Origin of the sequence: Brucella pseudintermedia, from assembly GCF_008932435.1 — a bacterium.
Lineage (GTDB): Bacteria > Pseudomonadota > Alphaproteobacteria > Rhizobiales > Rhizobiaceae > Brucella > Brucella pseudintermedia.
In genome coordinates, this window is sequence record NZ_WBWE01000017.1 from 23,609 (window position 1) to 49,229 (window position 25,621).

Here is a 25,621-nt window from a genome sequence, read left to right on the forward strand (position 1 = left end):
CAATCGCAGATCACGCATCCAGCAGCAACTGGCCTGCACGAAATGCACCCCGCATGGGTCGGTGTTCCCGATAGTAGCGTTGAAGCCTTAGCAACTCATTAACCGTGCCATAAAGAAACAGCATTTGGTTGCGGCTGGGTCAGAGTCCCTCAAACGGCGCGCACCGCGCTTGCGCGAAGAAGCCCTGCACTTGCCTGTTCCAGGTTGCATCGGGCACGAAGGCGCGCAGCACGGCAACACCCTCACCGATATTCTGCTCGATCAGGATCGAACGCGCATCGGCCTGCGAACCATCGGAGCGAATGCCATCCGAGCGAAGACTGGCCATGCCGATGGGATCGGCAAGGATAAGGTCGAGCTTGCGTTCATTGGAAACGCTGTCGTTGAGGCTGTAGAGATTGTCCCCGTTGGGCGCATAGATCGAAAGCGACCAGTAAGGCACGTTTGCGTCTGCCGTGATGTGCACCGGGCCGTCTGCAAGGTCGAAGCGGCAGGTGGCTTCCTGTATCAGCGGGTCGCTGTCGCTGACGGGGCCGGTCTTGTGATCCAGCCGCTGGAAACGGTATGGCTCGCTTCCGGTTTCGATCCGCGACCAGGCATTCTTGTCGGAATAGAAGGGAACGAGGAACAGGACCGCGATATGGACGATCGCCGCGCCGATGATGCCGAGAAGGATGAGGCGGAAAATTCTAGCCACGGCACGCTCCCGGATTTACGCCGGCAACGCGCACCAAGCCCGGCATGACCAGATCGGAAAGACCGGAGGAGGATGCCGCAGGCGTGTCGTAGAGCGTCATGACGAGAACGAAATCGCCGCCGCCTTCGACGGGGAGCCAGTTGCCGGGCGCGGCATCCGGAGCGATGGTGATCGTGACGCTGCCGTCATCGCCATAAAGCACCTCGCGGGAATGCAGCGCTGGCAGCAATCCCTCGCGTGGCGTGATCGGCTCAAGATTGGGCGTGGCCGGATAGACTGTCCAGAAACGGGCGGGCGGGGTCATGCCGCTCAGGCGATAGGTGCAGCCGCGCCGAAGCGTGCGCCCGCTATCGTCGGTGCGCGCATAGAAGGGCAGGCCCTCGGCGGTTCCAAGCGCCAGATAGGCCTTTCGGGCTGCGCGGGCCTTGGAATAGGGATCGGCATCCGGCGTACCCGCCGCCGGATAGGCGCTCCAGGTCCCGACGCGAAGCTCGCCGAACCCCTCGAACCGGTCGAGCACCTTGTCGACGCTCCAAATGCCGCCGCCGAGCGCCAGCGCAAGCACGATCGCCGTGTTGAATATCGTCTTGAACATCGCCCCTCAGAGTACCGATATTTTTGTGCGCCCGGCGATCTTAGGCAGAGGCGGGGCCGCAAGGAAGCGGTCATGCAGCTCCTTGATGACTTTTGTCGACAGGGGCGAGAGCACGCGCGGCGGCGCGGCCATGGCTTCCTCCGGCTTGGCGTTTGCCACTTGCGGCTCGCTCTTCTTGGGCGGCGCGGGGAAGGGCGGCGTCACACCCGGTATGGGCTTCAGTTCGATGTTCTGATGCGCATAGGACATCATCCGCTGCCAAGCCATGGCAGGCAGAACGCCGCCGGTCATTTCCTTCATGGGAGTGAAATTGTCGTTGCCGAACCAAACCGCCGCCGTGAAATTTCCGGTGAAGCCGACAAACCATGCATCGCGATAATTCTGCGTCGTGCCGGTCTTGCCGCCAACCCGCGTCATGGGCAGCGCGGCGCGGCGCCCGGTGCCCCGTTCGGGCACTTGCACCAGCATGGAGTTCATTTCGAGCGCTGCCTTTTCCGATAGCGCCCTGTGCGGCTTCGGCGCATCGCGACCGAAATCCCACAACACCTTGCCATCCGGCGAAACGATCTGCGTGAAGGCATGGCGATTGCCGGCCATGCCCGCATTCGGAAACACGTTGAAGCCGGTGGCCTGATCCATCACCGTCATTTCCGAAGTGCCAAGCACCATGGTCTTGTGCGACGAGATTGGTGATTCGACGCCCATTGCCTTGGTCAGCGCGACGATGGGGGCGGTGGTCAGATAATCGCGCGCCAGCCGTACCGGCACGCTGTTCAACGAACGCACAAGCGCGGTCGTCAGGTCCACGCGGCCCGCGAAACTGCGGCCATAATTGCGCGGTGACCAGTTGCCCCAGCTGATCGGCGCGTCCGAGACAATGGTGCTAGGCGTCAGCCCCTTTTCCATAGCCGCCGCATAGACGTAAGGCTTGAAGGACGAACCGGCCTGCCGCAACGCCTTTGTGGCACGGTTGAACTGGCTTTCGCCATAGTCCCGCCCGCCGACGAGTGCGCGGACCGAGCCGTCATTGGCGATCACTACGGTTGCCGCTTCCGAAACATTATAATCCTTGCCGAACTGGCGCAGGTGATATTCGAGCGATTCTTCCGCCGCCTTCTGGATATTGTGGTCGAGCGTCGTGCGCACGATCAGCGTGTGCTGGGGAATATTGGCAGCGACCTTCTTCACTTCCTCGAACGCCCAGTCGAGGAAATAGTCGGGACTCTCATTCTTGGCCCGGTCGATGACGCTTGCCGGATGGCGGCGCGCGACGGCGATCTGTCCCTCGCTCAGGAAACCGCTTTCAACCATGTTGGAAAGCACGACATTGGCGCGCGCACGCGCTGCGGGCAGGTTGACATGCGGCGCGAACTTGGCAGGCGCCTTGAACAGCCCCGCCAGCATCGCGGCTTCCGCCAGCGAGACATCCTTGATGTTCTTGCCGAAATAAAACTCCGAAGCGGCTGCGATACCGAAGGTTCCGCCGCCCATATAGGCCCGGTCGAGGTAAAGCTGCAGGATTTCCTTCTTGCTGAGATTGCTTTCCAGCCAGAGCGCGAGGAAGGCTTCCTTGATCTTGCGCTCGATGGTACGCTCGTTGGAGAGGAAGAGGTTCTTGGCAAGCTGCTGGGTGATGGTCGAGCCGCCCTGGACGACGCCATTGGCGCGCATGTTCTGGCTTAACGCGCGGGTCAGGCCCCAGAAGTCGATGCCGTAATGATCGAAGAAGCGCCGGTCCTCCGTGCCGAGCACGGCCTTGATGACATGATCCGGCAATTCATCGATCGGCACGGCCTGACGATGCAGGATGCCGCGCTGGCCGATCTCATTGCCGTAGCGATCGAGGAAGGTGACGGCATAGTCGTCCTGCGCGCGCCAGTCCTTCTTGGTTTCCTCGAAGGCGGGCAGTGCCAGCACCAGCATCAGCACCGCTCCGGCAACCCCGAGCGTAAATCCCTCGTCGAGAACCTCGACGACGAAACGCCGGAAACCCCGCACGCGAAAACGCCGGGAGAAGATGGTGATGTTTTCCCACCACTCGCCGAGATTATAGCGCAGGCTGTAGAGGGTGGAATCGATCCACGCGTCGAGCCCGATCAGGCGCGAAACCCTGAACGGCTTGCGCTTTTGGCTTCCGGGATCTTTTTCTGCCGTCTTACGCATTCACTGACTTCGGCGCGGTTGGTTTCGCGGACAGATGGAGCTTGCCTGTCCATCATAGCAGATAAGTAAGCCACAGCTCATGCGAAATGGTTAAAGCGCTGGCAGCTTTTTCATTATAGGAAAAAAATCAAATAATAGGAAAATAGTCCTTGACTGCGTAACGGTGCTTTGTTAGGTTTTATCTATGGTCGACAAAGTGTGACCGTCGCCGGTTTTGCTATATTACCCCCGGCAGATACCGGTGTGCATAACCCTGAGGAGCCATAGCTGCTTTTCAGGGTTATGTCTTTTACAGCAATTGCCCGCGCGGTCAGGTCTGTCGGCGAACTGAGCGCCGAGGACAAGCCGGCCGGTCCGTTGCCCGCCGGTCGCGCGGCTGCTTCGTTGGGCGACACGCGCAGGGCGCTGGCGCGTATAAGCAGGAGGATAAACGAACTTGCAGAAAGTCGGGCGCGGCAGATCTTGGACGGCAGGCCTGACGCCGCAGCAAATGGAAGCAGCCGAGGCGGAGTGGCTGTTTCAGGCGCGTGACGCCCAGTTGCCGCCTTATGGCGAATGGCTCACATGGCTTATCATGGGCGGTCGCGGCTCCGGCAAGACGCGGGCAGGGGCGGAATGGGCGTCCGGCATAGCGCTGGGACTGCCGCCCTTTGCCAAGGTAGCCTGCGGGCACATCGCGCTGGTGGGCGAAACCCTGAGCGATGCACGCGAGGTGATGGTGGACGGGCCGTCCGGCATTCTGGCGGTGTCGCGGCTGGCGCGCCCGCGCTATGAAGCGACACGCCGCAGGCTTTTATGGGAGAACGGTGCGGTGGCGTCGCTTTATTCTTCCGAAGATCCCGACAGCCTGCGCGGTCCCCAGTTCGATGCTGCATGGTGCGACGAACTGGCGAAATGGAAAAACCCGCAGGAAACCTGGGACATGCTGCAATTCGGCCTGCGTCTTGGCGCTTTTCCGAGACAGGTCGTGACCACAACCCCGCGCGCGGTTCCGCTCCTGAAAGCTCTGGTCCGTGATGGTTCGGTTTCGATGACCCATATGCGGACGGAAGAAAACGCCGACAATCTGGCGCAAGGCTTCATGCAGGCGATCAACGACCGCTATGGCGGGACGCGTTTGGGACGGCAGGAACTCGACGGCGAATTGATCGAGGAACGCGCCGATGCCCTGTGGTCGCGCGACCTCATCGAGCGGTGTTTCGAGGCGAGAGCCCCGGAACTGGCTCGTATCGTTGTGGCGATCGACCCGCCTGCCTCGTCCGGCAAGGCGTCGGATGCCTGCGGCATTGTCGTTGCCGGCATCGACAATGAAGGAAGCGGCCATGTGCTTGCCGATGCCAGCATGAACGCCGCCAAGCCGCACCAATGGGCGCGGAAGGCCATTGCGCTTTTCCACGCGCATCAGGCCGATGCGATTATTGCGGAGGTCAATCAGGGCGGCGAGATGGTGGCGGCGGTGCTGGCGGCGAAAGATGCAAGCGTGCCGGTGCTCAAACGCCACGCCTCGCGGGGCAAGTTTCTGCGGGCGGAGCCGGTGGCTGCGCTCTACGAGCAGGGCCGCATCCGCCATGCCGGGCGGTTCCCGGCGCTCGAAAATGGCGAACGGATTTGTCGCGCTGCATATGGATCACGGCGCATCGTGGATTGCGCGGGATTATACCTCGCTGGCGCGTGAGGGCTTCATGCGCAATCCGGTCGCCCATCGCTGCGTGCGCATGATTGCGGAAGCGGCAAGCAATGTGCCGTGGCTGCTTTATGCAGGCGCGACCGAACACGAAACGCATTCGCTGCTTGAGCCTGTTGCCCGCCCTCAATGCGGGTCGGACGGAACGACATTTTTCGAGCCGCTATACGGGCATCTTCTGATTTCCGGCAATGCCTATGTCGAACGTCTTGATCTGCCGAGCGGCCGCATGGAACTGCATCTTTTGCGCCCGGAACGGGTCAGCATCATAACGGATGCGGATGGCTGGCCGCAGGCGCTGGTTTATCGCTCCGGCAAGGCGGCGAGACGGCTTTCGCTTGGAAGTGACGGCGCGGCTGCCTTGCAGCTCCAGCTGTTTCGTCTGCTGGACGATCATTACGGATTTCCGCCGCTGGAAGCGGCCCTGATGGCGCTCGATCTCCACAATGCGGCTGGCGCGTGGAACAAGGCGCTTCTCGACAATCCGGCGCGGGCCGTCCGCTGCTTCTGGAAGGCGGCCTGGACTGGAAGGCGATGGGCTACAGCCCGCAGGACGTGGATTTCATCGAAGCAAAGAACGGAGCCGCCCGCGACATCGCGCTTGCCTTCGGTGTGCCGCCATGCTGCTCGGTATTCCGGGCGATAATACCTATGCCAATTATGCGGAGGAAAACCGCGCCTTCTACCGGCTGACAGTATTGCCGCTGATTGGGCGCACCGCAAAGGCGTTCTCCGGATGGCGGCCCGCATTTCGGCGACGATCTGCGGCTTGAGCACGATATCGACCGCGTGGAAGGGCTGTCATCCGAGCGGGAATCGCTGTGGCGGCGCATTTCCGAGGCATCGTTTCTCACCGACGAAAAACGGGATGCAGTGGGCTATTAGCCGCATTCAGCAGGGAGACTGTTATGAGCAACCTCAACGATGCAGTATTCGCTTCGGAAGCGGCCTGGATCTGGTTCGCCAAGGTGGCGGGCGCGGTGGCAGGCTCCGCCGTCTCGCTCGCCTATATGATGCCGCACGGAAAGCGCGAAGCGGCGATCCGTTTCGCGGTCGGCATCATCTGCGGCATGGTTTTCGGCGGTGCGGCAGGGGTCAAGATTTCCGAAACCCTGGCTCTCGGCGGATTGCTCGGGCGAGCGGAACTGATTCTCATGGGATCGGCAGCCGCAAGCCTTGCCGCCTGGTCGGCGCTCGGCATCTTCAAGCGCTTTTCCGAGCGGCTGAAACAGGCTCCGATACCGGGCATTCTGCCGGAGGAAAGGAGAGAGAATGGCGATGCATGATATGCGACTGGAAACGAAACAAGCCGCGCTTGCCATCGAGGATGTGGAGCTGGACGGCAGCTTTTCCAGCTATGCAAGCATCTCCGGCCTGTCCGATCTCGGCAATGACGTGATCGAACGGGCGCTTTTACCCGTTCGCTTGCCGGCGATTTCGGACGCGGTTATCTGGTGGTGGATCGTATTGGCGTGCGCGTGCTGCGCGATCCTTATTCCGCCAAACCCTATGTGCTCTTCTATATGACCAAGCGCGTCGGCGGCGGCGTGCAGGATTTCGAGGCCATTAAGCTCCTGAAATTCACCGTCTGACGGAACTGGCAGCCTGAAGCTGTCAGTTTTTGCAGTAGATTACCGGGCTGCCCTGCCGGTTTTGGCAGGTAGTTTCCCGCTCCAAAGCAAGGGAAGCTCCATGTGGAGTTCGTGTTTAACTATCTGATTTGAAAGTTATCATTTAGAGGGAAGTCCATGACAATGTTTCTTGTCACGCCACCGGCGCTGGAGCCGGTGACGGTAGCCGACGTGCGCGCATTTTTACGAGTTTCCACCGACGGCGAGGACGATATTCTGCGTCGCCTCATTGCCGCAGCCCGCGAAATCATTGAAGCTGAAACCGCACTGTCGCTGATCGAGCAGACCTGGCGGCTGCGTGTTGACCGCTGGCCGCGCTCGGGGCGTCTTGCCCTGTTCAAATATCCGGTAAAAATGGTGACGACTGTCGTGGCCTACAGGCCGGACGGAACCGCGATCAGTTTTTCGCCGGAAGAACTTGTCCTGCATCATAGCCGCAGGCCGCAGCGTCTTTATATGGCACAGTATCCCGACGCAGCCGAATTTGTAGGTCTGGAAGTCGATTTCGTGGCCGGTTTCGGGGAAAGCGGCGTCGAAGTGCCGGACGCTTTGAAACAGGCGATCCTGACGCTTGTCGCTCATCTTTACGAATCGTGCGCTGGTGTTGATGCGGATGCCGCGCAGCGTTCTTTCCCGCCGGTCATCGGCCAGATGATCGACAGCTGGAAACGGGTGTCCCTATGAACAACGTGCTTTTCATCGATCCGGCCAGCTCATCCGAACTGGTTCTGGAAGCACTGTAGCCGGTGGCGGACGGCATGGGCGGTTACGGCGAGAACTGGTCCGATGTCGGCATGGTCTGGGGACGGACCGAGCCGCTTTCCGCATCGCAGAAGGATTTCGACACGCGCCCGCAACCCGAGGTGACGCACCGCATCCTGCTGCGGTTTCGATTGGAATACGTCGACGGAAAAGGGCGGTGAGCATTTTTTCAATATCCAGATCTGGGCTAGGGAAAGCGGGCGCAAGCGTGTGCTGGACATCGCCGCAAAGATCGCGAAGCCGGTTGAGGTCAGCGGCCATCGTGTCGTGAACCTGATGCTGACCGAGGTTCTGGCGCGCAATACCGATGGGCTCGGCAGCTATCTCGGCACCATGCGCTATCGCGCCGTGACCGAACCGGCAGACTAAATTTCAGGGAGATTTGAATGGCGGCACAAAGAGGCAAGGACATCTTGCTCAAGACGGCGCGATGACAGCACGTTTGAAACCTGCGCGGGCTTGCGCAGCAAGCGTGTCGCTTCCGTCCGCTCAGCCCCGTCCATTTGAAAGTGGAGCGGCTGGCGAATGACGATCTGTCCTTCAACTGGATCAGGCGTGGGCGGATCGATGCCGACGGTTGGTCCGATAACTGGTTTGGCGAAGATATTCCGCTTGGCGAAGAACGCGAGGCCTACCGCATCGAAATCTGGCGGAGCGACACGCTGGTGCGAGCCAGCCAGGCATCGGCGCCTTCATGGATTTACGGCGCGGCGGAAAGGCAAGCTGATCTTGGCAATGCGGCATTCGGGGCTGCTTTCCAGTTTCGGGTTGCAATGATCGGCGCAAAAAGCGGATCGGGCGATTTTGCGTGTCTCGACGTTCCGGCAATGATTAACTGACAGGAAAAAACATGAACGCAGATAAATCTTGGTATCTTTCGCGCACGGTCTGGGCTGGTCTCGTAGCGCTTTTTCTCTCGCTTGCCGGTGTTTTCGGTGTGGCAACCGATCTGATCGATCAAGGCGCGCTAACGGATGTTCTGCTGCAACTGGCGACCGCAATTGCCGGAATTGTTACGATTATCGGGCGCATCGGGGCAACATCACGCATTTCATAATTACACAAACCGTGATAGTCAGAGGCTGATTTTTCCTTTGGGCCCGCAAGAGGTTTGGTTGTTCATGCATCATTCAGCTGTTGGGCGCTATATAAGGCGGCATGATGAAACAGAACCCTGCTCTCAAAGTTTTCGCGCTTCTCGCGGTTAGTATTGGCTTGCTGCCGGTCAGTGCCGGTGCATTGCCGATGACGGCGCCGCAGAAGTCCAATCTCATTGTCGCTGCCGCGGGTGATTGCGCCGCGGTCGGCGAACAGGTGGCTGCCCAGCAGGGTGGCCAGCTGGCCAAGGCAACCGCCACGACGCAAAACGGCCGCCCCATGTGTGTCATCGTCGTGCTGGTGCCGGGCCGTGATGGCGAACGCCCGCGCCGCGTTGAAGTGGCTGTTCCCGCTCAATAACAACGGTTTGCGTTGCTGTTCTGCATTCATTGAGGGGAGAACGTCCGCTTGCGTATCCTGATCGTTGAAGACGACAAGGACCTGAACCGGCAGCTTGCGGAAGCGATGGCCGCCGCCGGTTATGTGGTCGACCGCGCTTATGACGGCGAAGAAGGTCATCATCTGGGCGATACCGAGCCTTACGATGCGGTGGTACTTGATATCGGCCTGCCGCGCATGGACGGCATCAGTGTTGTGGAACGCTGGCGGCGCAGCGGCCGCACCATGCCCGTTCTTATGCTCACCGCCCGTGATCGCTGGAGCGACAAGGTTGCCGGCATCGATGCGGGCGCCGATGATTATGTTGCCAAGCCCTTCCATATCGAGGAAGTGCTGGCGCGGCTGCGTGCGCTGATCCGCCGTGCGGCTGGCCATGCATCGTCCGAACTTGTCTGCGGGCCGCTCTATCTCGATACGAAAACATCGAAAGCCAGCATCAATGGCGTCGCGCTCAAGCTGACCTCGCACGAATACCGGCTTTTGTCCTATCTGATGCACCACATGGACGAGGTGGTGTCGCGCACCGAACTGGTGGAGCACCTTTACGATCAGGATTTTGACCGCGATTCCAACACGATCGAAGTCTTTGTCGGTCGCCTCCGCAAGAAGATGGGCGTGGACCTGATCGAGACCGTGCGCGGCATGGGCTACCGCATCCGTTCGGAAGGCGGCGGCGAAGCGAAAGGCAACGACAGCTGAAGCTTCTTCGCGTCTTTCCTCCGCTGCGTTCGCTCGCGGTCCGCGTCGTCACCCTCTCAACGATCTGGGTCATCGTCGCCCTTGTGGTGGTGGCGACCTTTATCGGCTCGCTATACGGCGAAGCGGCGCGCAGCAATTTTGAGCGGCTCCTGACCGCCCATCTGTTCAGCCTCGTCGGTGCCGTCAGCATTTCCGGTGACGGTACGCTGCAGGGGCGGCCCGAGCTTGGCGAATTGCGTTATTCCAGTCCGCTTTCCGGCTGGTACTGGTCTGTCGATCCCGTCACGCCAAATCTTACCGGAAAACTTCAGTCGCCTTCTCTCGTCGGACGTCTGGTGCCCGAAATGCCCGTCGCGCAGGCACCTTTCGACAGTTCCTTCATGCGCAGCTACACTTTGCCGGGACTGAACGGCGAGGAACTTTTCATCGTTGAAACGGAAGTGGTTCTGGATACCGCCAATCGCGTCGCGCGTTTTCGCGTCATGGGAAATCTCAGCGAAGTTCTCAAGGAAATATCCGATTTCAGAACCCGCCTCGCCATCTATCTGGCGATTTTCGGCATCGGCAGCATTCTTATCAACGCCGCCGTGATCCTGTTCGGTCTGCGCCCGCTCGACAAGGTGCGTCAGTCGCTGGCCGACATTCGCGAGGGGCGCTCCTCAAAGCTCGATGCGTCGCTGCCCGTCGAGATTGCGCCGCTCGCCACGGAAATGAATGCGCTGATCGAAAACAACCGCCGCATCATGGAGCGGTCGCGAACGCAGGTCGGCAATCTCGCCCATTCCCTCAAGACACCACTTTCGGTGCTGGTCAATGAAGCGCGAAGCATGGGCGGCGAACATGGGCGCATTGTCCAGGAACAAAGCGAAGCGATGCAGGTGCAGATCCAGCATTATCTGCAACGCGCGCGCATTGCCGCGCAGCGCGACAGCGTTGTGTTTCGCACGCCCGTAACGCCCGTTCTGGAGCGTATGCAGCGGGTGACGGCCAAACTCAATCCGGCTTTCAGCGTTACCTTCCGAAATGATTTGCCGGATGCGGTTTTCGCGGGGGAGCGCGAGGATCTGGAAGAAATCGTCGGCAACCTGCTGGAGAATGCCGGTAAATGGGGCCGCAAACGCATCAATATCAGGCTCGCTCCTGTTACCGGCGAGCAACGGCAGTTCGAAATTGTGATAGAAGACGACGGGCCGGGGCTGGCGTCGGACAAGATCGAGGCGGCGCTGAAACGCGGCAGTCGCGTCGATGAAACGAAACCCGGAACCGGGCTGGGGCTGGCAATCGTACAAGACACCGTGCGCGAATATGGCGGAGGCTTGAATCTGGGCAAGAGTTCGTTCGGTGGACTGGAAGTCCGGGTCCTGTTGCCCCGGACGGAAGATTGACGGTTGTTTTTGGCTGAAAGCGAACTAGAAGATAAATTGAAAAGCCGCATGCCGTTATAGTGTGCATGCTAATTGTTTATGAAGGCTGGTTGTTATGGTGATGGTATCCAGGTTGTCTCACCCGGTTTCAGTTGCTTCGACGATGTTTGCCGTGGCGCTTGCTTTGTCAGCTTGCGGCACGACCAGCGGCAAGGGAATCGGGCTTGGCTCGCTGGGCGGCGGCTCGGCGGCGCAGAAGCCCGAAACCAGCCTGTTGACGCCGCTCGGCAATGGTCTTCTCGGCGGCTCTGCAAATCAACTGAATGCAGCCGACCGCAAGAAGGCGCTGGAGGCGGAATATCGCGCGCTTGAATATTCGCCAGCCGGAAAGGTTGTTTCCTGGAGCGGCAGCGGATCGAATTCCGGCGATGTGACGGCGGCGCAGCCTTATCAGGTCGGCTCCCAGAATTGCCGTCAGTATTCGCATAGCTTCACCGTCGGCGGATCGCAGCAGACTGCGCGCGGAACGGCATGTCGCAATCCGGACGGCAGTTGGACCCCATTGACCTGATTCCTCAACCTTACCTTTGCGGCGAATTGCCCTAGGCGGCAACTTACTGCAGGTAGTGGTTGGTTTTTCCCTTGGCTGCGCTTAAGTCGTAGCCATGGGATTCTGGCTTATTGCAGCACTATTGACATTGGCAGCCACTCTGGCTGTTTTGTTGCCTCTCACGCGGCGCAAACAGGCATTCCTGCCTGCGGAAAAAAACGATCTTGAGGTCTATCGGGATCAGTTGCGCGAAGTCGAGGCTGATGCAGCAAGAGGCATGATCGATCCGCAGAGCGCCGAGCAGGCCCGCATCGAAATTTCACGTCGCATTTTGAATGCCGAAAAGTCAGGCAAGGAGGCGGTGGAAGCTGCCGGCAAGGCGGCGCCAGGCCGTTTGCTGGCCTTTATGGCCGTACTCGCCGTTCCATTGATCGCCTGGGGCATCTATCCGCTATTCGGCAAGCCGGACATGCCGTCCATGCCGCTCGCCGAGCGGCTCTCGGCGAGCGCGGATCGTGGCTCTGTCGATGAGCTGGTGGCGCGTGCCGAAGCCCATCTGGCCCAGAATCCCGACGATGTGCGCGGATGGGATGTGCTGGCGCCGATTTACCTGCGGCTCGGCCGCGCTGCGGATGCCGTCAATGCCTATCGCAGTTCCATTCGTATCGCGGGCGAGAATTTCCCGCGCGTTCTGGGGCTGGGAGAAGCACTTGCAACCGCTTCCGGCGGCACCGTCACCGCCGAGGCCGAAGGCTTTTTCAAGAAAGCTGCCGATCTCGAACCGAATGACGTGCGCCCGCAATTCTATCTCGCACAAGGCGAGATGCAGGACGGTCGCATGGATTTGGCGGCCAATCGCCTGCAGGCTTTCCTTGACAAAGCGCCTGCCGATGCGCCGTGGCGCGGCCAGATCGAACAGGCTATCGCCCGGCTTCGCGATCCCGCAGCCGGTCAGCAGCAGCCGAAAGGTCCGACGGCTGACGACGTTGATGCCGCTTCGACGCTCAGCCCCGAAGACCGCCAGGCGATGATCGAAGGCATGGTCCAACGTCTTGATGAAAGTCTTCGCCAGAACAGTGGTGATGTCGAAGGCTGGAAGCGCCTTGTGCGCTCCTATATGATCCTCAACCGCCGCGATGCAGCGCTTGACGCTCTCAGTCGCGGAATGACAGCCCTCGAAGGCGAGAGCCGGACGAACCTTGAGAGTTTCGCAGCCGGCCTTGGACTAGAGCTAAAGGCAGGGAACGCACAAAAATGAGCGCGACCGCAGACGATAACGCAGGCAAAACTAAACCAGCGGCTCATTTTGCCCGCACCGTAAGCCAGAGAAAGCGCAAGCGCCTGTTTCTGATCGGCGGTGCGCTGGCTGTTCTGGCAGCGGCGGTCGGGCTGATGCTGATGGCCTTCAGTCAGGATATCCGCTTCTTCCGCACACCTGCCGACCTGACGGAACAGGATATGGCCTCCGGCTCCCGATTCCGTCTCGGCGGTCTCGTGGAGGAAGGGTCCGTGAGCCGCGAGGGCAGCGAACTGCGTTTCACTGTGACCGATACGATCAAGACCGTGAAGGTCGTTTTCGAGGGCATTCCGCCTGATCTCTTCCGCGAAGGGCAGGGCGTCGTCGCCGAAGGGCGTTTCGGAGATGGCGGGGTTTTCCGCGCCGACAACGTGCTGGCGAAACACGATGAGAATTACATCCCCAAGGACCTTGCCGACAGCCTGAAGGAAAAGGGCGTCTGGGAAGGCAAGTAACGGAAAGAGCATTTCCGGCAAAAGCGTGAAACGGTTTTGCGTTCGGAAATGCGTAAAAACAAATGATTGGCGCATCCAAACCGGCGATGTCCGGTTACGTGCCTGATGGAGACTGCAAATGAGCGTCGAGATCGGCCATTTTGCTCTGGTTCTGGCACTGGCACTGTCGATTGTCCAATCGATCGTGCCGGTGGTCGGCGCGCATCGCCGTGATACACAGCTGATGGCAGTCGCCGTGCCGACGGCAATTGCGGTCTTCGCGCTGATCTGCCTTGCATCGGCGGTGCTTGTCCATGCCTATGTGGTGTCGGATTTCTCGGTCCTGAATGTGGTCGAAAACTCGCACTCGCAAAAGCCGCTCCTCTACAAGATCACCGGCGTCTGGGGCAATCACGAAGGCTCCATGCTGCTTTGGGTGTTCATTCTCACCTTCTTCAGCGCACTGGTGGCGGTCTTTTCCGGCAATCTGCCGGAAACGTTGCGCGCCAATGTGCTTGCGGTGCAGGGGTGGATCGGTGTTGCCTTTCTGGCATTCATTATCTTCACCTCGAATCCGTTCACCCGCATTTTTCCGGCCCCGATGGAGGGCGGCGACCTCAATCCGATCCTTCAGGATATCGGTCTCGCGATCCACCCGCCGCTGCTTTATCTCGGCTATGTCGGTTTTTCGGTCTGCTTCTCCTTTGCAGTGGCGGCGTTGATCGAAGGGCGTCTCGATGCTGCATGGGCGCGCTGGGTGCGTCCGTGGGCGCTTGTCGCATGGATGTTCCTGACCGGCGGCATCGCCATGGGTTCCTACTGGGCCTATTACGAGCTTGGCTGGGGCGGCTGGTGGTTCTGGGACCCGGTTGAAAACGCATCCTTCATGCCGTGGCTGGTCGGCACCGCGCTGCTCCATTCCGCCCTCGTGATGGAAAAGCGCTCGGCGCTGAAAATCTGGACCGTATTGCTTGCGATCCTCACCTTTTCGCTGTCGTTGCTCGGCACCTTCCTCGTCCGCTCCGGCGTTCTGACCTCGGTTCACAGCTTCGCCACCGATCCGGGACGCGGCCTCTTCATTCTGGCAATTCTTGCGATCTTCATTGGCGGTTCGCTGTCACTCTTCGCGCTCCGGGTGCAGAGCCTGACGGCAGGCGGCATCTTCCATCCGATTTCGCGTGAAGGCGCGCTGGTGTTCAACAATCTGTTCCTGACGACTGCGGCTGCGACCGTGCTGATCGGCACGCTTTACCCGCTGCTGCTGGAAGTGATGACCGGCGACAAGATTTCCGTTGGCGCGCCGTTCTTCAACATGACGTTCGGCCCGCTGATGATCCCGCTTCTGTTTGCGGTTCCCTTCGGTCCGCTGCTCGCCTGGAAGCGCGGCGATCTTTACGGTGTGTCACAGCGTCTGATGGCGGCTTTCGCGCTCTCCCTTGTGGCGGCGGCAATCGTTCTGTGGAGCACATCGGCGAAATCGGTTCTCGCCGCCTGCGGCATCGGGCTTGCGGCATGGCTGATTTTCGGCAGCCTGACGGATCTCGTTCTCAAGGCTGGTATCGGCAAGGTCTCCGCAAGCAAGGCGTTGGCGCGCTTCAAGGGTTTGCCGCGCTCAGTCTTCGGCACGGCACTTGCCCATATCGGACTTGGCGTGACACTGCTCGGCATTGTGAGCGTGACGACGTTTGGTACGGAGAATGTGCTGATCATGCGTCCGGGTGACACAGCCAAGGTGCAGGATTATACGCTGCGCTTTGAAGGCCTGCGCCCGCTGACTGGCTCCAATTTCACCGAAAATCGCGGCACGTTCACGCTGCTCGATTCCAGCTCGCGCAGCCTTGGACAGATCGAACCGTCCAAGCGTTTCTTCCCGGCGCGCCAGATGCCCACGACTGAATCGGGCATCAAGACACTGTGGTTCAGCCAGGTCTATGTTGCGCTTGGCGATGAACCGGGCGATGGTTCGGTCGTGGTGCGCATATGGTGGAAGCCGGATGTGACGCTCATCTGGTATGGCGCGCTTGTCATGATGGCGGGTGCGCTGTTCTCCCTGGCGGATCGTCGTCTCCGGGTCGGCGCGCCATCGCGCAGCCGCAAATCGGCTCGACCAGAAGCGGAGGCCGCAGCATGAAAAAGGGGTCGGCATTTGCAGCACTTCTGCTTGGCACCGCTCTGGCTTTTCAGGGGACTGCGGCGCTCGCGGTCAATCCGGATGAAGTCCTGTCCGATCCGGTGCTTGAAAAGCGCGCCCGTGCCATCTCCGGCGAATTGCGCTGCATGGTGTGCCAGAACGAATCCATTGACGATTCCAATGCCGAGCTCGCCCGCGATCTGCGTATTCTTGTCCGGGACCGGCTGAAGGAAGGCGATAGTGACGAACAGGTGATGGACTTTATCGTCGACCGTTACGGAGAGTTCGTGCTTTTGAAGCCGCGTCTTAGTGCGCGTACCGTTGTGCTGTGGGGATTTCCTGTCGCCATATTGCTGATCGGTGCTGTAGCGCTGGTTTTTGCCTTTCGCGGCCGCAAGCGGGTCGGGGAGGCGCCAAAGCCGCTTACGGAAAGCGAAAAGGCTGAACTTTCGCGCCTGCTGGACGGCAAATAGGCACTGGTCGCCTGCGCTTGTTATTCGTAACCTTACGAAACTTTCATGTGGTGGAAACGGAGCGGTAAGGTAGCCCTCACTATCTTACGCTCTATAAAGGTTTCACAGGTCCACGTTTCCTGAATGATCAGGGCCGCGGCCGGATTACTGCTCGTAAGGAGAAATAGATGTCCAGAGCCAGGATTTCCAACTATCGCAAGGGCGTTGCCGCGATTGCATTGTCGGCCGTTCTCGCCGGTGGATTTGTCGCGACCGGTCCCATCGGCGCGCTCAATGACGCCCGTGCAGATGCCGTGCAGGTAACGCCGCCACCGCAGGCTGCGGGTTTTGCCGATCTCGTTGAAAAGGTTCGTCCGGCTGTCGTCAGCGTCCGTGTCAAGAAGGACGTGCAGCAAACCGCCGACCGTGGTGGCGGCCAGTTCTTCGGTCCTCCCGGTTTCGATCAGCTTCCGGACGATCATCCACTCAAGCGCTTCTTCCGCGATTTTGGCATGGAGCCGCGCGGCGATGCACGTCCCGACGCGCGCCCGGATCGCCGCGGCAAGCGCGGTCCCCGTCCGGGTCACGAACGCCCGGTTGCCCAGGGGTCAGGTTTCTTCATTTCTGAAGACGGCTATGTCGTAACCAACAATCACGTCGTTTCCGACGGCGATGCTTACAGCGTCGTGATGGACGATGGCACCGAGCTCGATGCGAAGCTGATCGGCACCGATCCGCGCACCGATCTGGCTGTACTCAAGGTCAACGATCCGAAGAAGAAGTTCACCTGTGTCGCATTCGGCGACGATAACAAGATTCGCGTCGGTGACTGGGTGGTGGCTGTGGGTAATCCGTTCGGTCTTGGCGGCACGGTGACTTCCGGCATCGTGTCGGCTCGTGGCCGCGATATCGGCGCCGGTCCGTACGATGACTTCATCCAGATCGACGCAGCCGTGAACAAGGGCAACTCCGGTGGTCCGGCCTTCAACCTGTCGGGTCAGGTCATCGGCATCAACACCGCCATCTTCTCGCCTTCGGGCGGCAGCGTGGGCATTGCGTTTGCAATTCCGGCCTCGACCGCAAAGCAGGTTGTTGACCAGCTCATCAAGAAGGGCTCGGTGGAACGTGGCTGGATCGGCGTCCAGATACAGCCGGTGACGAAGGATATCGCCGCTTCGCTCGGCCTTGCCGAAGAGAAGGGCGCACTCGTCGCTTCGCCGCAGAAGCATGGCCCTGCTGCCAAGGCTGGCATCCAGTCCGGCGACGTGATCACGGCAGTCAATGGCGAAACCGTGCAGGATACGCGTGATCTGGCGCGCAAGGTCGCTGGCGTTGCTCCCGGTGAAAAGGCGGCACTCACCGTCTGGCGCAAGAACAAGGCCGAGGAAATCAATGTCACCATCGAAGCGATGCCGGGCGATCTCGGCAAGGCGACCAGCCCTTCGGACGATAACGGCGGCGGCGGCCAGAGCGAGACCCTCGACTCCTATGGCCTGACCGTGACGCCATCTGAAGACGGCAACGGCGTGGTGGTAACCGATGTCGATCCCGACAGCGATGCCTCCGACCGTGGTATCCGTTCCGGCGACATCATCGTCAGTGTCAATAACCAGACGGTGAAGAGCGCCAAGGACATCAACAACGCCATCAGCGAAGCCGAAAAGACGGGTCGCAAGGCAGTGCTGCTGCAATTGCAGAGCAACGACCAGAGCCGCTTCGTGGCCCTGCCGATCGATCAGGGATGATGATCGGCTGCTCAAGGCTCTGAGAAATTCGATGCCAGGCGGTGCACCGCCTGGCATCGCCTTGTCCTCAAACACTATTATAGTAGCGCCATGAAGATTCTCGTTATTGAAGATGACCGCGAAGCGGCCCGCTATCTGGAGAAGGCCTTCACCGAGGCCGGACATTCAGCCGATATCGCCGGTGACGGCGAAACCGGCTATGCGCTGGCCGAGAATGGAAGCTACGACGTTCTGGTTGTCGACCGCATGTTGCCGAAACGGGACGGCTTGTCCGTGGTGGCCGGTTTGCGTGCCAAGGGCATGGAAACGCCGGTTTTGATTCTCTCGGCGCTCGGCGAAGTGGATGACCGCGTTACCGGCTTGCGTGCTGGTGGCGACGACTATCTGACCAAACCTTATGCATTTTCCGAGCTGCTGGCCCGCGTCGAGGTCCTGCAGCGTCGTTCTAGCCCGCGTGAGGCGGATACGATCTACCGCGTCGGCGACCTGGAGCTCGACCGGCTGGCGCACACCGCGCGCCGTCAGGACGTGGATATCACGCTCCAGCCCCGTGAGTTCCGTCTTCTCGAATATCTGATGCGCCACGCCGGACAGGTCGTCACGCGCACCATGCTGCTTGAAAACGTCTGGGATTATCATTTCGATCCGCAGACCAATGTGATCGACGTGCATATCTCGCGCCTGCGTTCGAAGATCGAAAAGGGCTTTGATGGCCCGCTGCTCCATACGGTGCGCGGCGCCGGTTACATGCTGAAGGCAGGGCGGGCCAAGCAATCCACAGCCGCCAAGGTGGAGTGATGAGCCGCTTTTCAGCGCTCATGCGCACAACCGCCGTTCGACTGTCGGCGCTTTACCTGCTGCTGTTCATCGTTGGCGCGGTGGCGCTGGTCTTCTACATGACCAATCTGTCCGCCTCCATGCTGGCCGCGCAGACCCAGCAGTCGCTGGGCGAGGAAATCGCCAGCATCGGCAAAAGCTATGCGCGCGGCGGCATTCCGCAGCTTGTGCGCACCATCGACTATCGTTCGCGCCAGCCCGGCGCCTATCTCTATCTGGTCGCCGACCCGACAGGTCGCATCCTTGCGGGCAACGTGGAAAGCGTGGAACCGGGTGTTCTGGATACGGACGGCATCATCGAGCGCGGTTTCAGATATCGCCGTTATGGCGAGCAGGGCACAGAGACGGAACATCGCGCCATTGCCGTCGTGATCGCATTGCCGAACGGCATGCGGCTTCTTGTCGGTCGTGATCTGGGTGAACCCGAGCGGTTCCGTGATGTCGTTCGCCGGTCGCTGATGCTGGCTCTCGGCATCATGGGTCTTGGAGCGGTCCTGATCTGGTTTTTTGTCGGACGCCGTGCCTTGAAGCGCATAGATGAAGTATCGAAGGCTTCGCAGCGCATCATGGATGGGGATCTGACAGGCAGGCTTCCCGTCAACGGCTCGGGCGATGAATTTGACCGCCTGTCGGGCAATCTCAACGTCATGCTTGGCAGAATTCTTGAGTTGAACGAGGGGCTGAAACAGGTCTCCGACAATATCGCGCATGATCTCAAGACACCGTTGACACGGCTGCGCAACCGCGCGGAAGAAGCTCTTTCCGGCAAGAAGGCCGGACCCGAATACCGCGAGGCGCTTGAAGATATCATTGGCGAGTCGGATCAACTGATCCGAACCTTCAACGCGATCCTGATGATTTCGCGTCTCGAAGCAGGCTATTCATCGGAGAGTCTGGAAAACATGCCGGTAGCGCCTATTCTTCGGGACGTGGCCGAAATGTATGAGCCCGTTGCCGAAGATGCGTGTGTGAATCTCACACTTGGCGATCTGGACGAAGTTGCGCTCCATATCAATCGCGAGCTGGTTGGGCAGACGATTTCCAATCTCGTCGACAACGCAATCAAATATGCGGGCGATGATGGACGGACCGCGACCGTCAGTCTTTCGATGGAGCGAGACCCGAACTGGGTCCGCATCATCGTTGCCGATAACGGCCCTGGCATTCCTGAGGAAAAACGCGAACAGGCGACGGAACGGTTTGTTCGCCTTGAGGAAAGCCGCACACAGCCCGGCTCTGGACTCGGTTTAAGTCTTGCCAAGGCGGTGATGAAATTGCACGGTGGCGCACTTCGTCTTGAAGGCAATGATCCCGGCCTGCGCGCTGTGCTGGAGTTCCCGTTGCGATCGGACAAGGTCGAATAATACCAAGTCTCGTTGAGTTTGACTCATCGAGACTTGGGTATAAGCCCGTGCGGCGATTGAGCATTTGCAGGGCTTGGATAGCGTTAGCATCTTAGCGGCCTGCTGTAATGGCGTGACATAAGAGGGAATCATGGCGGCAGAAAACGCAAAGGCACTATTCTTCGAGAGAGAGATTCGTGCTTTGACGCCGCTTGATCCGGCAAGGGCGGAGACTTTCCTGGCCGATCTTGCGGCACGCGCCGGGGAAGAGGAGCTGACAGGCGTTGTTGCCCTGTTGAAGAAGGCAGGAACCGCGCGCTTCTTCTCTGCCGTTCTCGATCTTTCTCCATTCATTCGCGAAGCCTTGACACGCCATCCGCGTATTCTTGATCGCATCGCCGCCAAACCGCCGGAGGTGGCGTTGGAGGATATTCTGGCCGAAATCTCGGCCAGTGCCGCAAGCGAACACGTGACGGAAGCCTCGCTTATGACCAGCCTGCGCGTTTTTAAACGCGAGGCGCATGTCCTGATCGCCCTTTGCGATCTCGCCGGGATTTTCGATACGCAAGCAACGACAGGCTGGCTCACCGATCTGGCCGAGGCCTGCACGGGTACTGCCGTCCGGTTTCTCCTGCTTGACGCGGATCGTGCGGGCAAGATCGAACTTCCCGACCGCAACCATCCAGACAAGGACAGCGGCTGGATCGTTCTCGGCATGGGCAAGTTCGGCGCGCGCGAACTCAATTACTCATCCGATATCGATCTCATAGTTTTCATTGATGAAACCAGACCGGCCATTGGCGATCCTTATGAATGCGTCGAAACCTTTTCACGGTTGACGCGCCGCCTTGTCCGCATTTTGCAGGACCGTACCGGCGACGGCTATGTCTTCCGCGTCGATCTTCGCCTGCGCCCGGACCCGGGCTCGACACCGCTGGCCATTCCGGTTGGTGCTGCCCTTCATTATTACGAAGGACGCGGCCAGAACTGGGAACGCGCAGCCATGATCAAGGCGCGCCCTGTCGCGGGCGACCGCGAGTCCGGCAAGCAGGTGCTGGCGGAATTGTCGCCCTATGTCTGGCGCAAGTATCTCGACTATGCGGCCATTGCCGATGTGCACTCGATCAAGCGGCAGATTCACGCCCATAAGGGTCACGGCGATATTGCCGTGCGCGGCCATAACGTAAAACTGGGGCGTGGCGGCATCCGCGAAATCGAATTTTTTGTCCAGACGCAACAGCTGATCGCTGGCGGGCGCTTTCCAGAATTGCGCGGCAACCAGACGGTGCCGATGCTTGCGCGACTGGCAGAACGGGGCTGGATCACCGAGAAGGCCCGCGATGCCTTGGCGAAGGAATATTATTTCCTGCGCGATGTAGAGCATCGCATCCAGATGATCGCCGACGAACAGACACATATCTTGCCGGAGGACGATGAAGGCTTTGCCCGTGTTGCCCATATGATGGGGTATGCCGATACAGCGGCTTTTTCCGCTGCCTTTCTCGACGCGCTGAAGGTCGTGGAAAAACATTATGCGGCCCTGTTCGAGCAGGCTCCCGAGCTTGGAAGCGCATCGGGCAATCTGGTCTTTACCGGCGATGTGGACGATCCGGATACGCTGGAAACGCTCGCCGCCATGGGCTATGAGCGTCCGAGCGATATATGCCGGGTGATCCGCACATGGCACTTCGGGCGGTATCGCGCCACGCAATCGGCGGAAGCGCGCGAGCGCCTGACCGAACTGACGCCCGCTCTGCTCAAGGCTTTTGCCGAAACCAAGCGTGCGGACGAGGCGCTCTTGCGTTTTGACGGTTTTCTGAAAGGACTGCCTGCGGGCATCCAGCTTTTCAGCCTGCTGCAATCCAATCCGCGTCTCCTGAACCTGCTCGTGATGATCATGAGCGCTGCGCCCCGGCTTGCTGAAATCATCACCCGCAACCCGCATGTATTCGACGGTTTACTTGATCCGGCGATTTTCTCCGAAATGCCGACGCGCGCCTATCTGGAAGAGCGGCTGCGCGTCTTTCTGGGGCCTGCGACCGATTATGAGGAAGTGCTGGACCGGTTGCGCATATTCGCTGCCGAGCATCGCTTCCTGATCGGTATCCGTTTGCTGACAAGCGCCATTGATGGCGTGCGGGCAGGCCGCGCTTTTTCCGATCTGGCCGAACTCATGATCGGCAAGGCTTTCGAGGTCGTGGAGGCAGAACTGGAGCGGCGCCACGGCAGGGTTAAGGGTGCCAAGGTCGCTCTTCTGGCCATGGGCAAGCTCGGCAGTCGCGAACTCACCGCCGGTTCCGATGTCGATCTTATCCTGCTTTACGATCATGACAAGGAAACGGATGAATCCGACGGCGAAAAGCCGCTGGCGCCATCGCAATATTATATCCGGCTGACGCAGCGGCTCATCGCGGCGCTTTCCGCGCCAACGGCGGAAGGTGTGCTTTATGAAGTCGATATGCGGCTGCGCCCATCCGGCAACAAGGGCCCGGTCGCGACCCATATCGAATCCTTCGGCAAATATCAGCGCAGTGAAGCATGGACGTGGGAGCATATGGCCCTGACCCGCGCGCGCCCGATCCATGGCGATGAGGCCTTTATGGATCACATCAGAAGAGAGATCGATGAGGTTTTGTCAGCGCCTCGCGACGTGAAGAAGATCGCCAAGGATGTGCGCGAGATGCGCGGCCTCATTTATCAGGAAAAGCCGCCAGCCGATGATTGGGATTTCAAGCTCAAGCCCGGGGGCATTGTCGATCTGGAGTTCATTGCACAATTCGCCGTACTGGCGAACAAGGTTGACCGGAAGCCGCGGCCTTTGGGTACAGAAGAAATCCTTTCAGCGCTCGACCCGTCCTTTGCGGATCCGGCGCTCGCCGACAATCTGGTAAGTGCACACCGCCTCTATACCAATTTGAGCCAGACGATCCGCCTATGCCTAGGCAGCGATGCCAAGCGCGAGGAGTTCATTCCGGGCATGATCGACTTGCTATGCCGCGCTGCGGACATGCCCGATATAAAGCGTGTCGAGCATCATCTGGCGGAAGTCGCCGTTGATGTGCGTACGAGTTTTGAGAAGCTTTTGAATATCTAGAGCATTTCCAGCAAAAGTGCGAAGCGGTTTTGCGTAGGATAATGCGATGAAACAAAGACTTAGAGCGGTTCCAGCAGCTCTGTTTTAACTGGAGCCGCTCTAATCAGGCGGCGTGAATTTCGGCGCTGTGATTGCCCATATGACCTGGTTTGCGATCAGGGATGCAGACCGAAACCACGGTGCCGACGCCTTCGGTCGAGCGAATGCGAAGCCAGCCGCCGTGAAGTTCGGCCAGCGAGCGGGTGATGGCAAGCCCGAGGCCAGAGCCGGTATGGGTCTTGGTGAACTGGTTTTCCACCTGCTCAAAGGGCTGGCCGATCTTTTTGATCGCCGATTTCGGAATGCCGACACCGGTATCCTGAATTGTCATGAACAGGGCCGAGCCGGTTTTGCGCGCGCGCACCGTGATCTGTCCGCCGTAGGACGTGAACTTCACTGCATTGGAAAGAAGGTTGATGAGCACCTGCTTGATCGCCCGGCGGTCCGCATAAAGCTGCATCGCATCTTCAATGCGCGTATTGACTGCAATATTCTTCTCATCCGCCTGCAGCGAGATCATACGCACCGTTTCATTGATGAGCGGGCAGAGATCGATCTGCTCACGGTCGAGCGAGAAATGCCCGGCTTCGATCTTCGACATGTCCAGAATGTCATTGATGACGTTGAGCAGGAAGTTACCGCTCGTGTGGATGTCGTTGATATATTCCTCGTAGCGGTCGGAGCCGAGCGGGCCGAACGTGCCCGCCTGTATCATTTCCGAGAAACCGATGATGGCATTGAGCGGCGTGCGCAATTCATGAGACATATTGGCGAGGAACTCGGATTTCGCGCGGTTTGCGGCCTCGGCCCGTTCCTTTTCCTGACTGTATTTGCGGGCGAGCTCTGACAGCTCGCGTACGCGGTCTCTCTCGCCCTTGCGCGCAATCGAAAGGTCGTGAATGGTCGCCATCAGGCGGCGTTCGCTGTCAACCAGACGCTCCTGATGCAGCTTGAGCTGGGTAATGTCGGTGCCGATGGAAACAAGCCCGCCATCCTGCGTGCGGCGTTCGTTGACCTGGAGCCAGCGACCATCGCTCAATTGCCGTTCAAACGTCTGGCCACCGGCGCGGTTATGTTCATTGGCCATGCGGCGCTCGAAAGTGAATGGACGCGTATGGGCGTCGACTTCGTTGCGCGGCACGCCGGGTTTCAGCGTCCAGACCGGAAGGCCGGCATATTCGCTGAATTTGGAATTCGCCATGACGAGGCGATTGTTGGAATCCCACAGGATGAAGGCTTCAGAAATGTTCTCGATGGCTTCGCGGATGCGCATGTCGGCTTCCGCCGTTTGCTGTGCAAAACGGTGCTGTTCGCTGACGTCGAACGCAATGCCGACCAGATGAAGATCGCCTTCGCTGGCGATTTCGGCGCGAACGCGCATCCATACCCACGAACCATCGGCGTGGCGCATACGGAATACGCGGTCGACATGCGAAATATCGCCTGCCGCTGCCTGTTCCGCAATGGAGTAGAGATCGCCGTCTTCCGTATTGATGATCGCAGCCACATCGCCGAAAGGCAGCACCGCATCCTGCGCCTCGTAGCCCAGCATTTCATACATGGAACGCGACCAGTAGATGCGACCGCGTGCCATGTCCCAGTCCCACAGGCCGCAGCGGCCGCGCGCCAGCGCCAGATCGATACGGCGCTGGATCTGGCCGGAAAGATCATCGGCCTCACGCGCCCGCGCTGCCTGGCTAAAATAGGCATATAGAATGGCGAACATTACGCCGGTCGTGCCTGCGAAGAGCGTCACATTGAGCGACACGGCCCGGCGCCATTCGGCAAAGATGGTGCTTTCCGGTTCGACGGCGATGATGGAATAGGGCAGGGACAGCGGCTTGGACAGGGCGCCGAAAGCCGGTTCATCCTGCAGCGTGACTTTCAGCACACCTGCACGTTCTGCAAACAGGAACAGCGGCTGCGCATCCGACAGGACCGTGTCGACTGGCTTGCCGGACATATCGGAACCCGGACCCGATGCCGCCACCACGGATGATTGCGCGTCAAGGACGGCAAGGGTCATGCCAGAGGATGACAATCCGCGAGAGCGAAACTCCGCCATCGTATCCTGAATATCCTTCGCGGATATCTGTGCTCCCGCATCGGTGCCGTTGGCGACACGTTCGATCATCTGGGCAAGATTGGCGGTCGCAGCCGACAAAAAAGCTTTATGCTGCTGCTCGATATCGTCGCGCCACGCCAGCATCGAAAACACGCGCGCAACGCCCAGAATAATCAAGAAAATGATGATGAGCGCGGGAACGAGGCGTCGCAGAATAGGCTCGATCGAGACGAATTTGCCATAGGCCGGACCAGCAAGAAGACTGACATGGCCCGAAAGCTTGCCCTTTCTTCTTTTCCGACCGGATTCGCAATGCGTCCCCGCCGGCGCGCCATACGCGTCGGTGCTCGCCATATAATGGTCCCTCGTGAATTCCCTGCGAGTGAAGTGATTCGGAATACGCCACCTCCGAATATCATCAATGAATCAAATGTGATTCGCGCTGTCCAGCGAATTCGTTAACGAGGCGTAAAAATCGGGAATTTAGTCGATCCATTTATTCATTAATCTCAAGGTCTTAAGTAGAATCGATATTGCATCTG

At 59.5% G+C, this 25,621-nt stretch carries 22 protein-coding genes and 5 pseudogenes; 23 read left to right on the plus strand and 4 right to left on the minus strand.

All coding sequences use genetic code 11. The features are described from left to right. Nucleotides 1-139: 139 nt before the first annotated feature. Genes F9K78_RS19620 through F9K78_RS19630 form a run of 3 tightly spaced genes read right to left on the minus strand, consistent with a single transcriptional unit; the run spans nt 140 to nt 3,455 of the window. A complete protein-coding gene (locus F9K78_RS19620) occupies nt 140-697 on the minus strand; it encodes a DUF1254 domain-containing protein (RefSeq protein WP_122066672.1) in 558 nt (185 codons plus the stop codon). Continuing rightward, the gene (locus F9K78_RS19625) at nt 690-1,292 is read right to left on the minus strand and encodes a DUF1214 domain-containing protein (RefSeq protein WP_122066673.1); all 603 of its coding nucleotides are present in this window, start codon (nt 1,290-1,292) and stop codon (nt 690-692) included. The genes F9K78_RS19620 and F9K78_RS19625 overlap by 8 nt, the downstream gene beginning before the upstream one ends. 6 nt (nt 1,293-1,298) lie before the next feature. Beyond that, nucleotides 1,299-3,455 carry a penicillin-binding protein 1A gene (locus F9K78_RS19630; RefSeq protein ID WP_122066674.1) on the minus strand — a complete coding sequence of 719 codons (2,157 nt, stop codon included), beginning with the start codon at nt 3,453-3,455 and terminating at the stop codon, nt 1,299-1,301. 490 nt (nt 3,456-3,945) lie between these two features. Here F9K78_RS19630 and F9K78_RS19635 point away from each other — a divergent pair, with 490 nt between their 5' ends. From F9K78_RS19635 to F9K78_RS19740, 23 genes and pseudogenes are all read left to right on the plus strand, one after another. After that, on the plus strand, nt 3,946-5,130 hold the full coding sequence (locus F9K78_RS19635) for a DNA-packaging protein (RefSeq protein ID WP_167518141.1): 1,185 nt from the start codon (nt 3,946-3,948) through the stop codon (nt 5,128-5,130). A gap of 40 nt (nt 5,131-5,170) precedes the next feature. Then, nucleotides 5,171-5,832, plus strand: a pseudogene (locus tag F9K78_RS19640) (phage portal protein). A gap of 15 nt (nt 5,833-5,847) precedes the next feature. Then, on the plus strand, nt 5,848-6,024 hold the full coding sequence (locus tag F9K78_RS22390) for a hypothetical protein (RefSeq protein WP_208851939.1): 177 nt from the start codon (nt 5,848-5,850) through the stop codon (nt 6,022-6,024). A 23-nt stretch (nt 6,025-6,047) separates the two neighbouring features. Next, nucleotides 6,048-6,425: a DUF6107 family protein gene (locus F9K78_RS19645; protein ID WP_122066675.1), complete on the plus strand. Its 378-nt coding sequence runs from the start codon at nt 6,048-6,050 to the stop codon at nt 6,423-6,425. A gap of 144 nt (nt 6,426-6,569) precedes the next feature. Further along, nucleotides 6,570-6,731 (plus strand): annotated as a pseudogene (locus tag F9K78_RS19650) (phage major capsid protein); the annotation flags it as partial. A 156-nt stretch (nt 6,732-6,887) separates the two neighbouring features. Beyond that, nucleotides 6,888-7,454, plus strand: a complete 567-nt coding sequence (locus tag F9K78_RS19655; RefSeq protein ID WP_151682611.1) for a head-tail connector protein — start codon at nt 6,888-6,890, stop codon at nt 7,452-7,454. Continuing rightward, a pseudogene (locus F9K78_RS19660) lies at nt 7,451-7,663 on the plus strand (head-tail adaptor protein); the annotation flags it as partial. The gene F9K78_RS19655 and the pseudogene F9K78_RS19660, both read left to right, overlap by 4 nt. Then, nucleotides 7,662-7,901, plus strand: a pseudogene (gp17, locus tag F9K78_RS19665) (tail completion protein gp17); the annotation flags it as partial. The pseudogenes F9K78_RS19660 and gp17, both read left to right, overlap by 2 nt. A 17-nt stretch (nt 7,902-7,918) precedes the next feature. Then, a pseudogene (locus tag F9K78_RS19670) lies at nt 7,919-8,012 on the plus strand (phage major tail protein, TP901-1 family); the annotation flags it as partial. 23 nt (nt 8,013-8,035) lie between these two features. After that, on the plus strand, nt 8,036-8,371 hold the full coding sequence (locus F9K78_RS19675) for a hypothetical protein (protein WP_459562230.1): 336 nt from the start codon (nt 8,036-8,038) through the stop codon (nt 8,369-8,371). Between the two features lie 11 nt (nt 8,372-8,382). After that, a complete protein-coding gene (locus tag F9K78_RS19680; protein ID WP_025091277.1) occupies nt 8,383-8,589 on the plus strand; it encodes a hypothetical protein in 207 nt (68 codons plus the stop codon). Between the two features lie 104 nt (nt 8,590-8,693). After that, nucleotides 8,694-8,990, plus strand: coding sequence for a hypothetical protein (locus tag F9K78_RS19685; RefSeq protein ID WP_151682613.1), 297 nt, complete (start codon nt 8,694-8,696; stop codon nt 8,988-8,990). 48 nt (nt 8,991-9,038) lie between these two features. Continuing rightward, nucleotides 9,039-9,728 carry a response regulator transcription factor gene (locus F9K78_RS19690; RefSeq protein ID WP_151682614.1) on the plus strand — a complete coding sequence of 230 codons (690 nt, stop codon included), beginning with the start codon at nt 9,039-9,041 and terminating at the stop codon, nt 9,726-9,728. 86 nt (nt 9,729-9,814) lie between these two features. Further along, on the plus strand, nt 9,815-11,113 hold the full coding sequence (locus tag F9K78_RS19695; protein ID WP_208851937.1) for an ATP-binding protein: 1,299 nt from the start codon (nt 9,815-9,817) through the stop codon (nt 11,111-11,113). Nucleotides 11,114-11,207: 94 nt separating this feature from the next. Continuing rightward, nucleotides 11,208-11,663: a hypothetical protein gene (locus tag F9K78_RS19700; protein ID WP_121983067.1), complete on the plus strand. Its 456-nt coding sequence runs from the start codon at nt 11,208-11,210 to the stop codon at nt 11,661-11,663. A gap of 94 nt (nt 11,664-11,757) precedes the next feature. After that, entirely contained in the window at nt 11,758-12,900 is a 1,143-nt protein-coding gene (gene ccmI, locus F9K78_RS19705) for a c-type cytochrome biogenesis protein CcmI (RefSeq protein ID WP_121983066.1), read from the plus strand. Next, nucleotides 12,897-13,394: a cytochrome c maturation protein CcmE gene (ccmE, locus tag F9K78_RS19710; protein WP_121983065.1), complete on the plus strand. Its 498-nt coding sequence runs from the start codon at nt 12,897-12,899 to the stop codon at nt 13,392-13,394. The genes ccmI and ccmE overlap by 4 nt, the downstream gene beginning before the upstream one ends. 118 nt (nt 13,395-13,512) lie before the next feature. Beyond that, entirely contained in the window at nt 13,513-15,504 is a 1,992-nt protein-coding gene (locus tag F9K78_RS19715) for a heme lyase CcmF/NrfE family subunit (protein WP_121983064.1), read from the plus strand. Continuing rightward, nucleotides 15,501-15,977: a cytochrome c-type biogenesis protein gene (locus F9K78_RS19720; RefSeq protein WP_151682616.1), complete on the plus strand. Its 477-nt coding sequence runs from the start codon at nt 15,501-15,503 to the stop codon at nt 15,975-15,977. The genes F9K78_RS19715 and F9K78_RS19720 overlap by 4 nt, the downstream gene beginning before the upstream one ends. A 167-nt stretch (nt 15,978-16,144) precedes the next feature. Then, nucleotides 16,145-17,701 (plus strand): Do family serine endopeptidase, encoded by a 1,557-nt coding sequence (locus F9K78_RS19725; protein WP_151682617.1) that lies wholly within the window; start codon nt 16,145-16,147, stop codon nt 17,699-17,701. A gap of 90 nt (nt 17,702-17,791) precedes the next feature. After that, a complete protein-coding gene (locus tag F9K78_RS19730) occupies nt 17,792-18,499 on the plus strand; it encodes a response regulator transcription factor (protein ID WP_121983061.1) in 708 nt (235 codons plus the stop codon). Next, entirely contained in the window at nt 18,496-19,902 is a 1,407-nt protein-coding gene (locus F9K78_RS19735; RefSeq protein ID WP_208851935.1) for a sensor histidine kinase, read from the plus strand. The genes F9K78_RS19730 and F9K78_RS19735 overlap by 4 nt, the downstream gene beginning before the upstream one ends. Before the next feature lie 130 nt (nt 19,903-20,032). Then, entirely contained in the window at nt 20,033-22,975 is a 2,943-nt protein-coding gene (locus F9K78_RS19740) for a bifunctional [glutamine synthetase] adenylyltransferase/[glutamine synthetase]-adenylyl-L-tyrosine phosphorylase (protein WP_151682619.1), read from the plus strand. A gap of 103 nt (nt 22,976-23,078) precedes the next feature. Here the strand turns inward: F9K78_RS19740 and F9K78_RS19745 are convergent, their stop codons facing one another. Continuing rightward, entirely contained in the window at nt 23,079-25,433 is a 2,355-nt protein-coding gene (locus F9K78_RS19745) for a PAS domain-containing sensor histidine kinase (RefSeq protein ID WP_151682620.1), read from the minus strand. Between the last annotated feature and the right edge of the window lie 188 nt (nt 25,434-25,621).

Bases quoted from the DNA above. Each gene is read 5' to 3' on its own strand.
- F9K78_RS19625 (WP_122066673.1), bottom strand. From the start codon at position 1,292: ATGTTCAAGACGATATTCAACACGGCGATCGTGCTTGCGCTGGCGCTC.
- F9K78_RS19630 (WP_122066674.1), bottom strand. From the start codon at position 3,455: ATGCGTAAGACGGCAGAAAAAGATCCCGGAAGCCAAAAGCGCAAGCCG.
- F9K78_RS19635 (WP_167518141.1), top strand. From the start codon at position 3,946: ATGGAAGCAGCCGAGGCGGAGTGGCTGTTTCAGGCGCGTGACGCCCAG.
- F9K78_RS19645 (WP_122066675.1), top strand. From the start codon at position 6,048: ATGAGCAACCTCAACGATGCAGTATTCGCTTCGGAAGCGGCCTGGATC.
- F9K78_RS19655 (WP_151682611.1), top strand. From the start codon at position 6,888: ATGACAATGTTTCTTGTCACGCCACCGGCGCTGGAGCCGGTGACGGTA.
- F9K78_RS19680 (WP_025091277.1), top strand. From the start codon at position 8,383: ATGAACGCAGATAAATCTTGGTATCTTTCGCGCACGGTCTGGGCTGGT.
- F9K78_RS19685 (WP_151682613.1), top strand. From the start codon at position 8,694: ATGAAACAGAACCCTGCTCTCAAAGTTTTCGCGCTTCTCGCGGTTAGT.
- F9K78_RS19700 (WP_121983067.1), top strand. From the start codon at position 11,208: ATGGTGATGGTATCCAGGTTGTCTCACCCGGTTTCAGTTGCTTCGACG.
- ccmI (WP_121983066.1), top strand. From the start codon at position 11,758: ATGGGATTCTGGCTTATTGCAGCACTATTGACATTGGCAGCCACTCTG.
- ccmE (WP_121983065.1), top strand. From the start codon at position 12,897: ATGAGCGCGACCGCAGACGATAACGCAGGCAAAACTAAACCAGCGGCT.
- F9K78_RS19715 (WP_121983064.1), top strand. From the start codon at position 13,513: ATGAGCGTCGAGATCGGCCATTTTGCTCTGGTTCTGGCACTGGCACTG.
- F9K78_RS19720 (WP_151682616.1), top strand. From the start codon at position 15,501: ATGAAAAAGGGGTCGGCATTTGCAGCACTTCTGCTTGGCACCGCTCTG.
- F9K78_RS19725 (WP_151682617.1), top strand. From the start codon at position 16,145: ATGTCCAGAGCCAGGATTTCCAACTATCGCAAGGGCGTTGCCGCGATT.
- F9K78_RS19730 (WP_121983061.1), top strand. From the start codon at position 17,792: ATGAAGATTCTCGTTATTGAAGATGACCGCGAAGCGGCCCGCTATCTG.
- F9K78_RS19740 (WP_151682619.1), top strand. From the start codon at position 20,033: ATGGCGGCAGAAAACGCAAAGGCACTATTCTTCGAGAGAGAGATTCGT.
- F9K78_RS19745 (WP_151682620.1), bottom strand. From the start codon at position 25,433: ATGGCGAGCACCGACGCGTATGGCGCGCCGGCGGGGACGCATTGCGAA.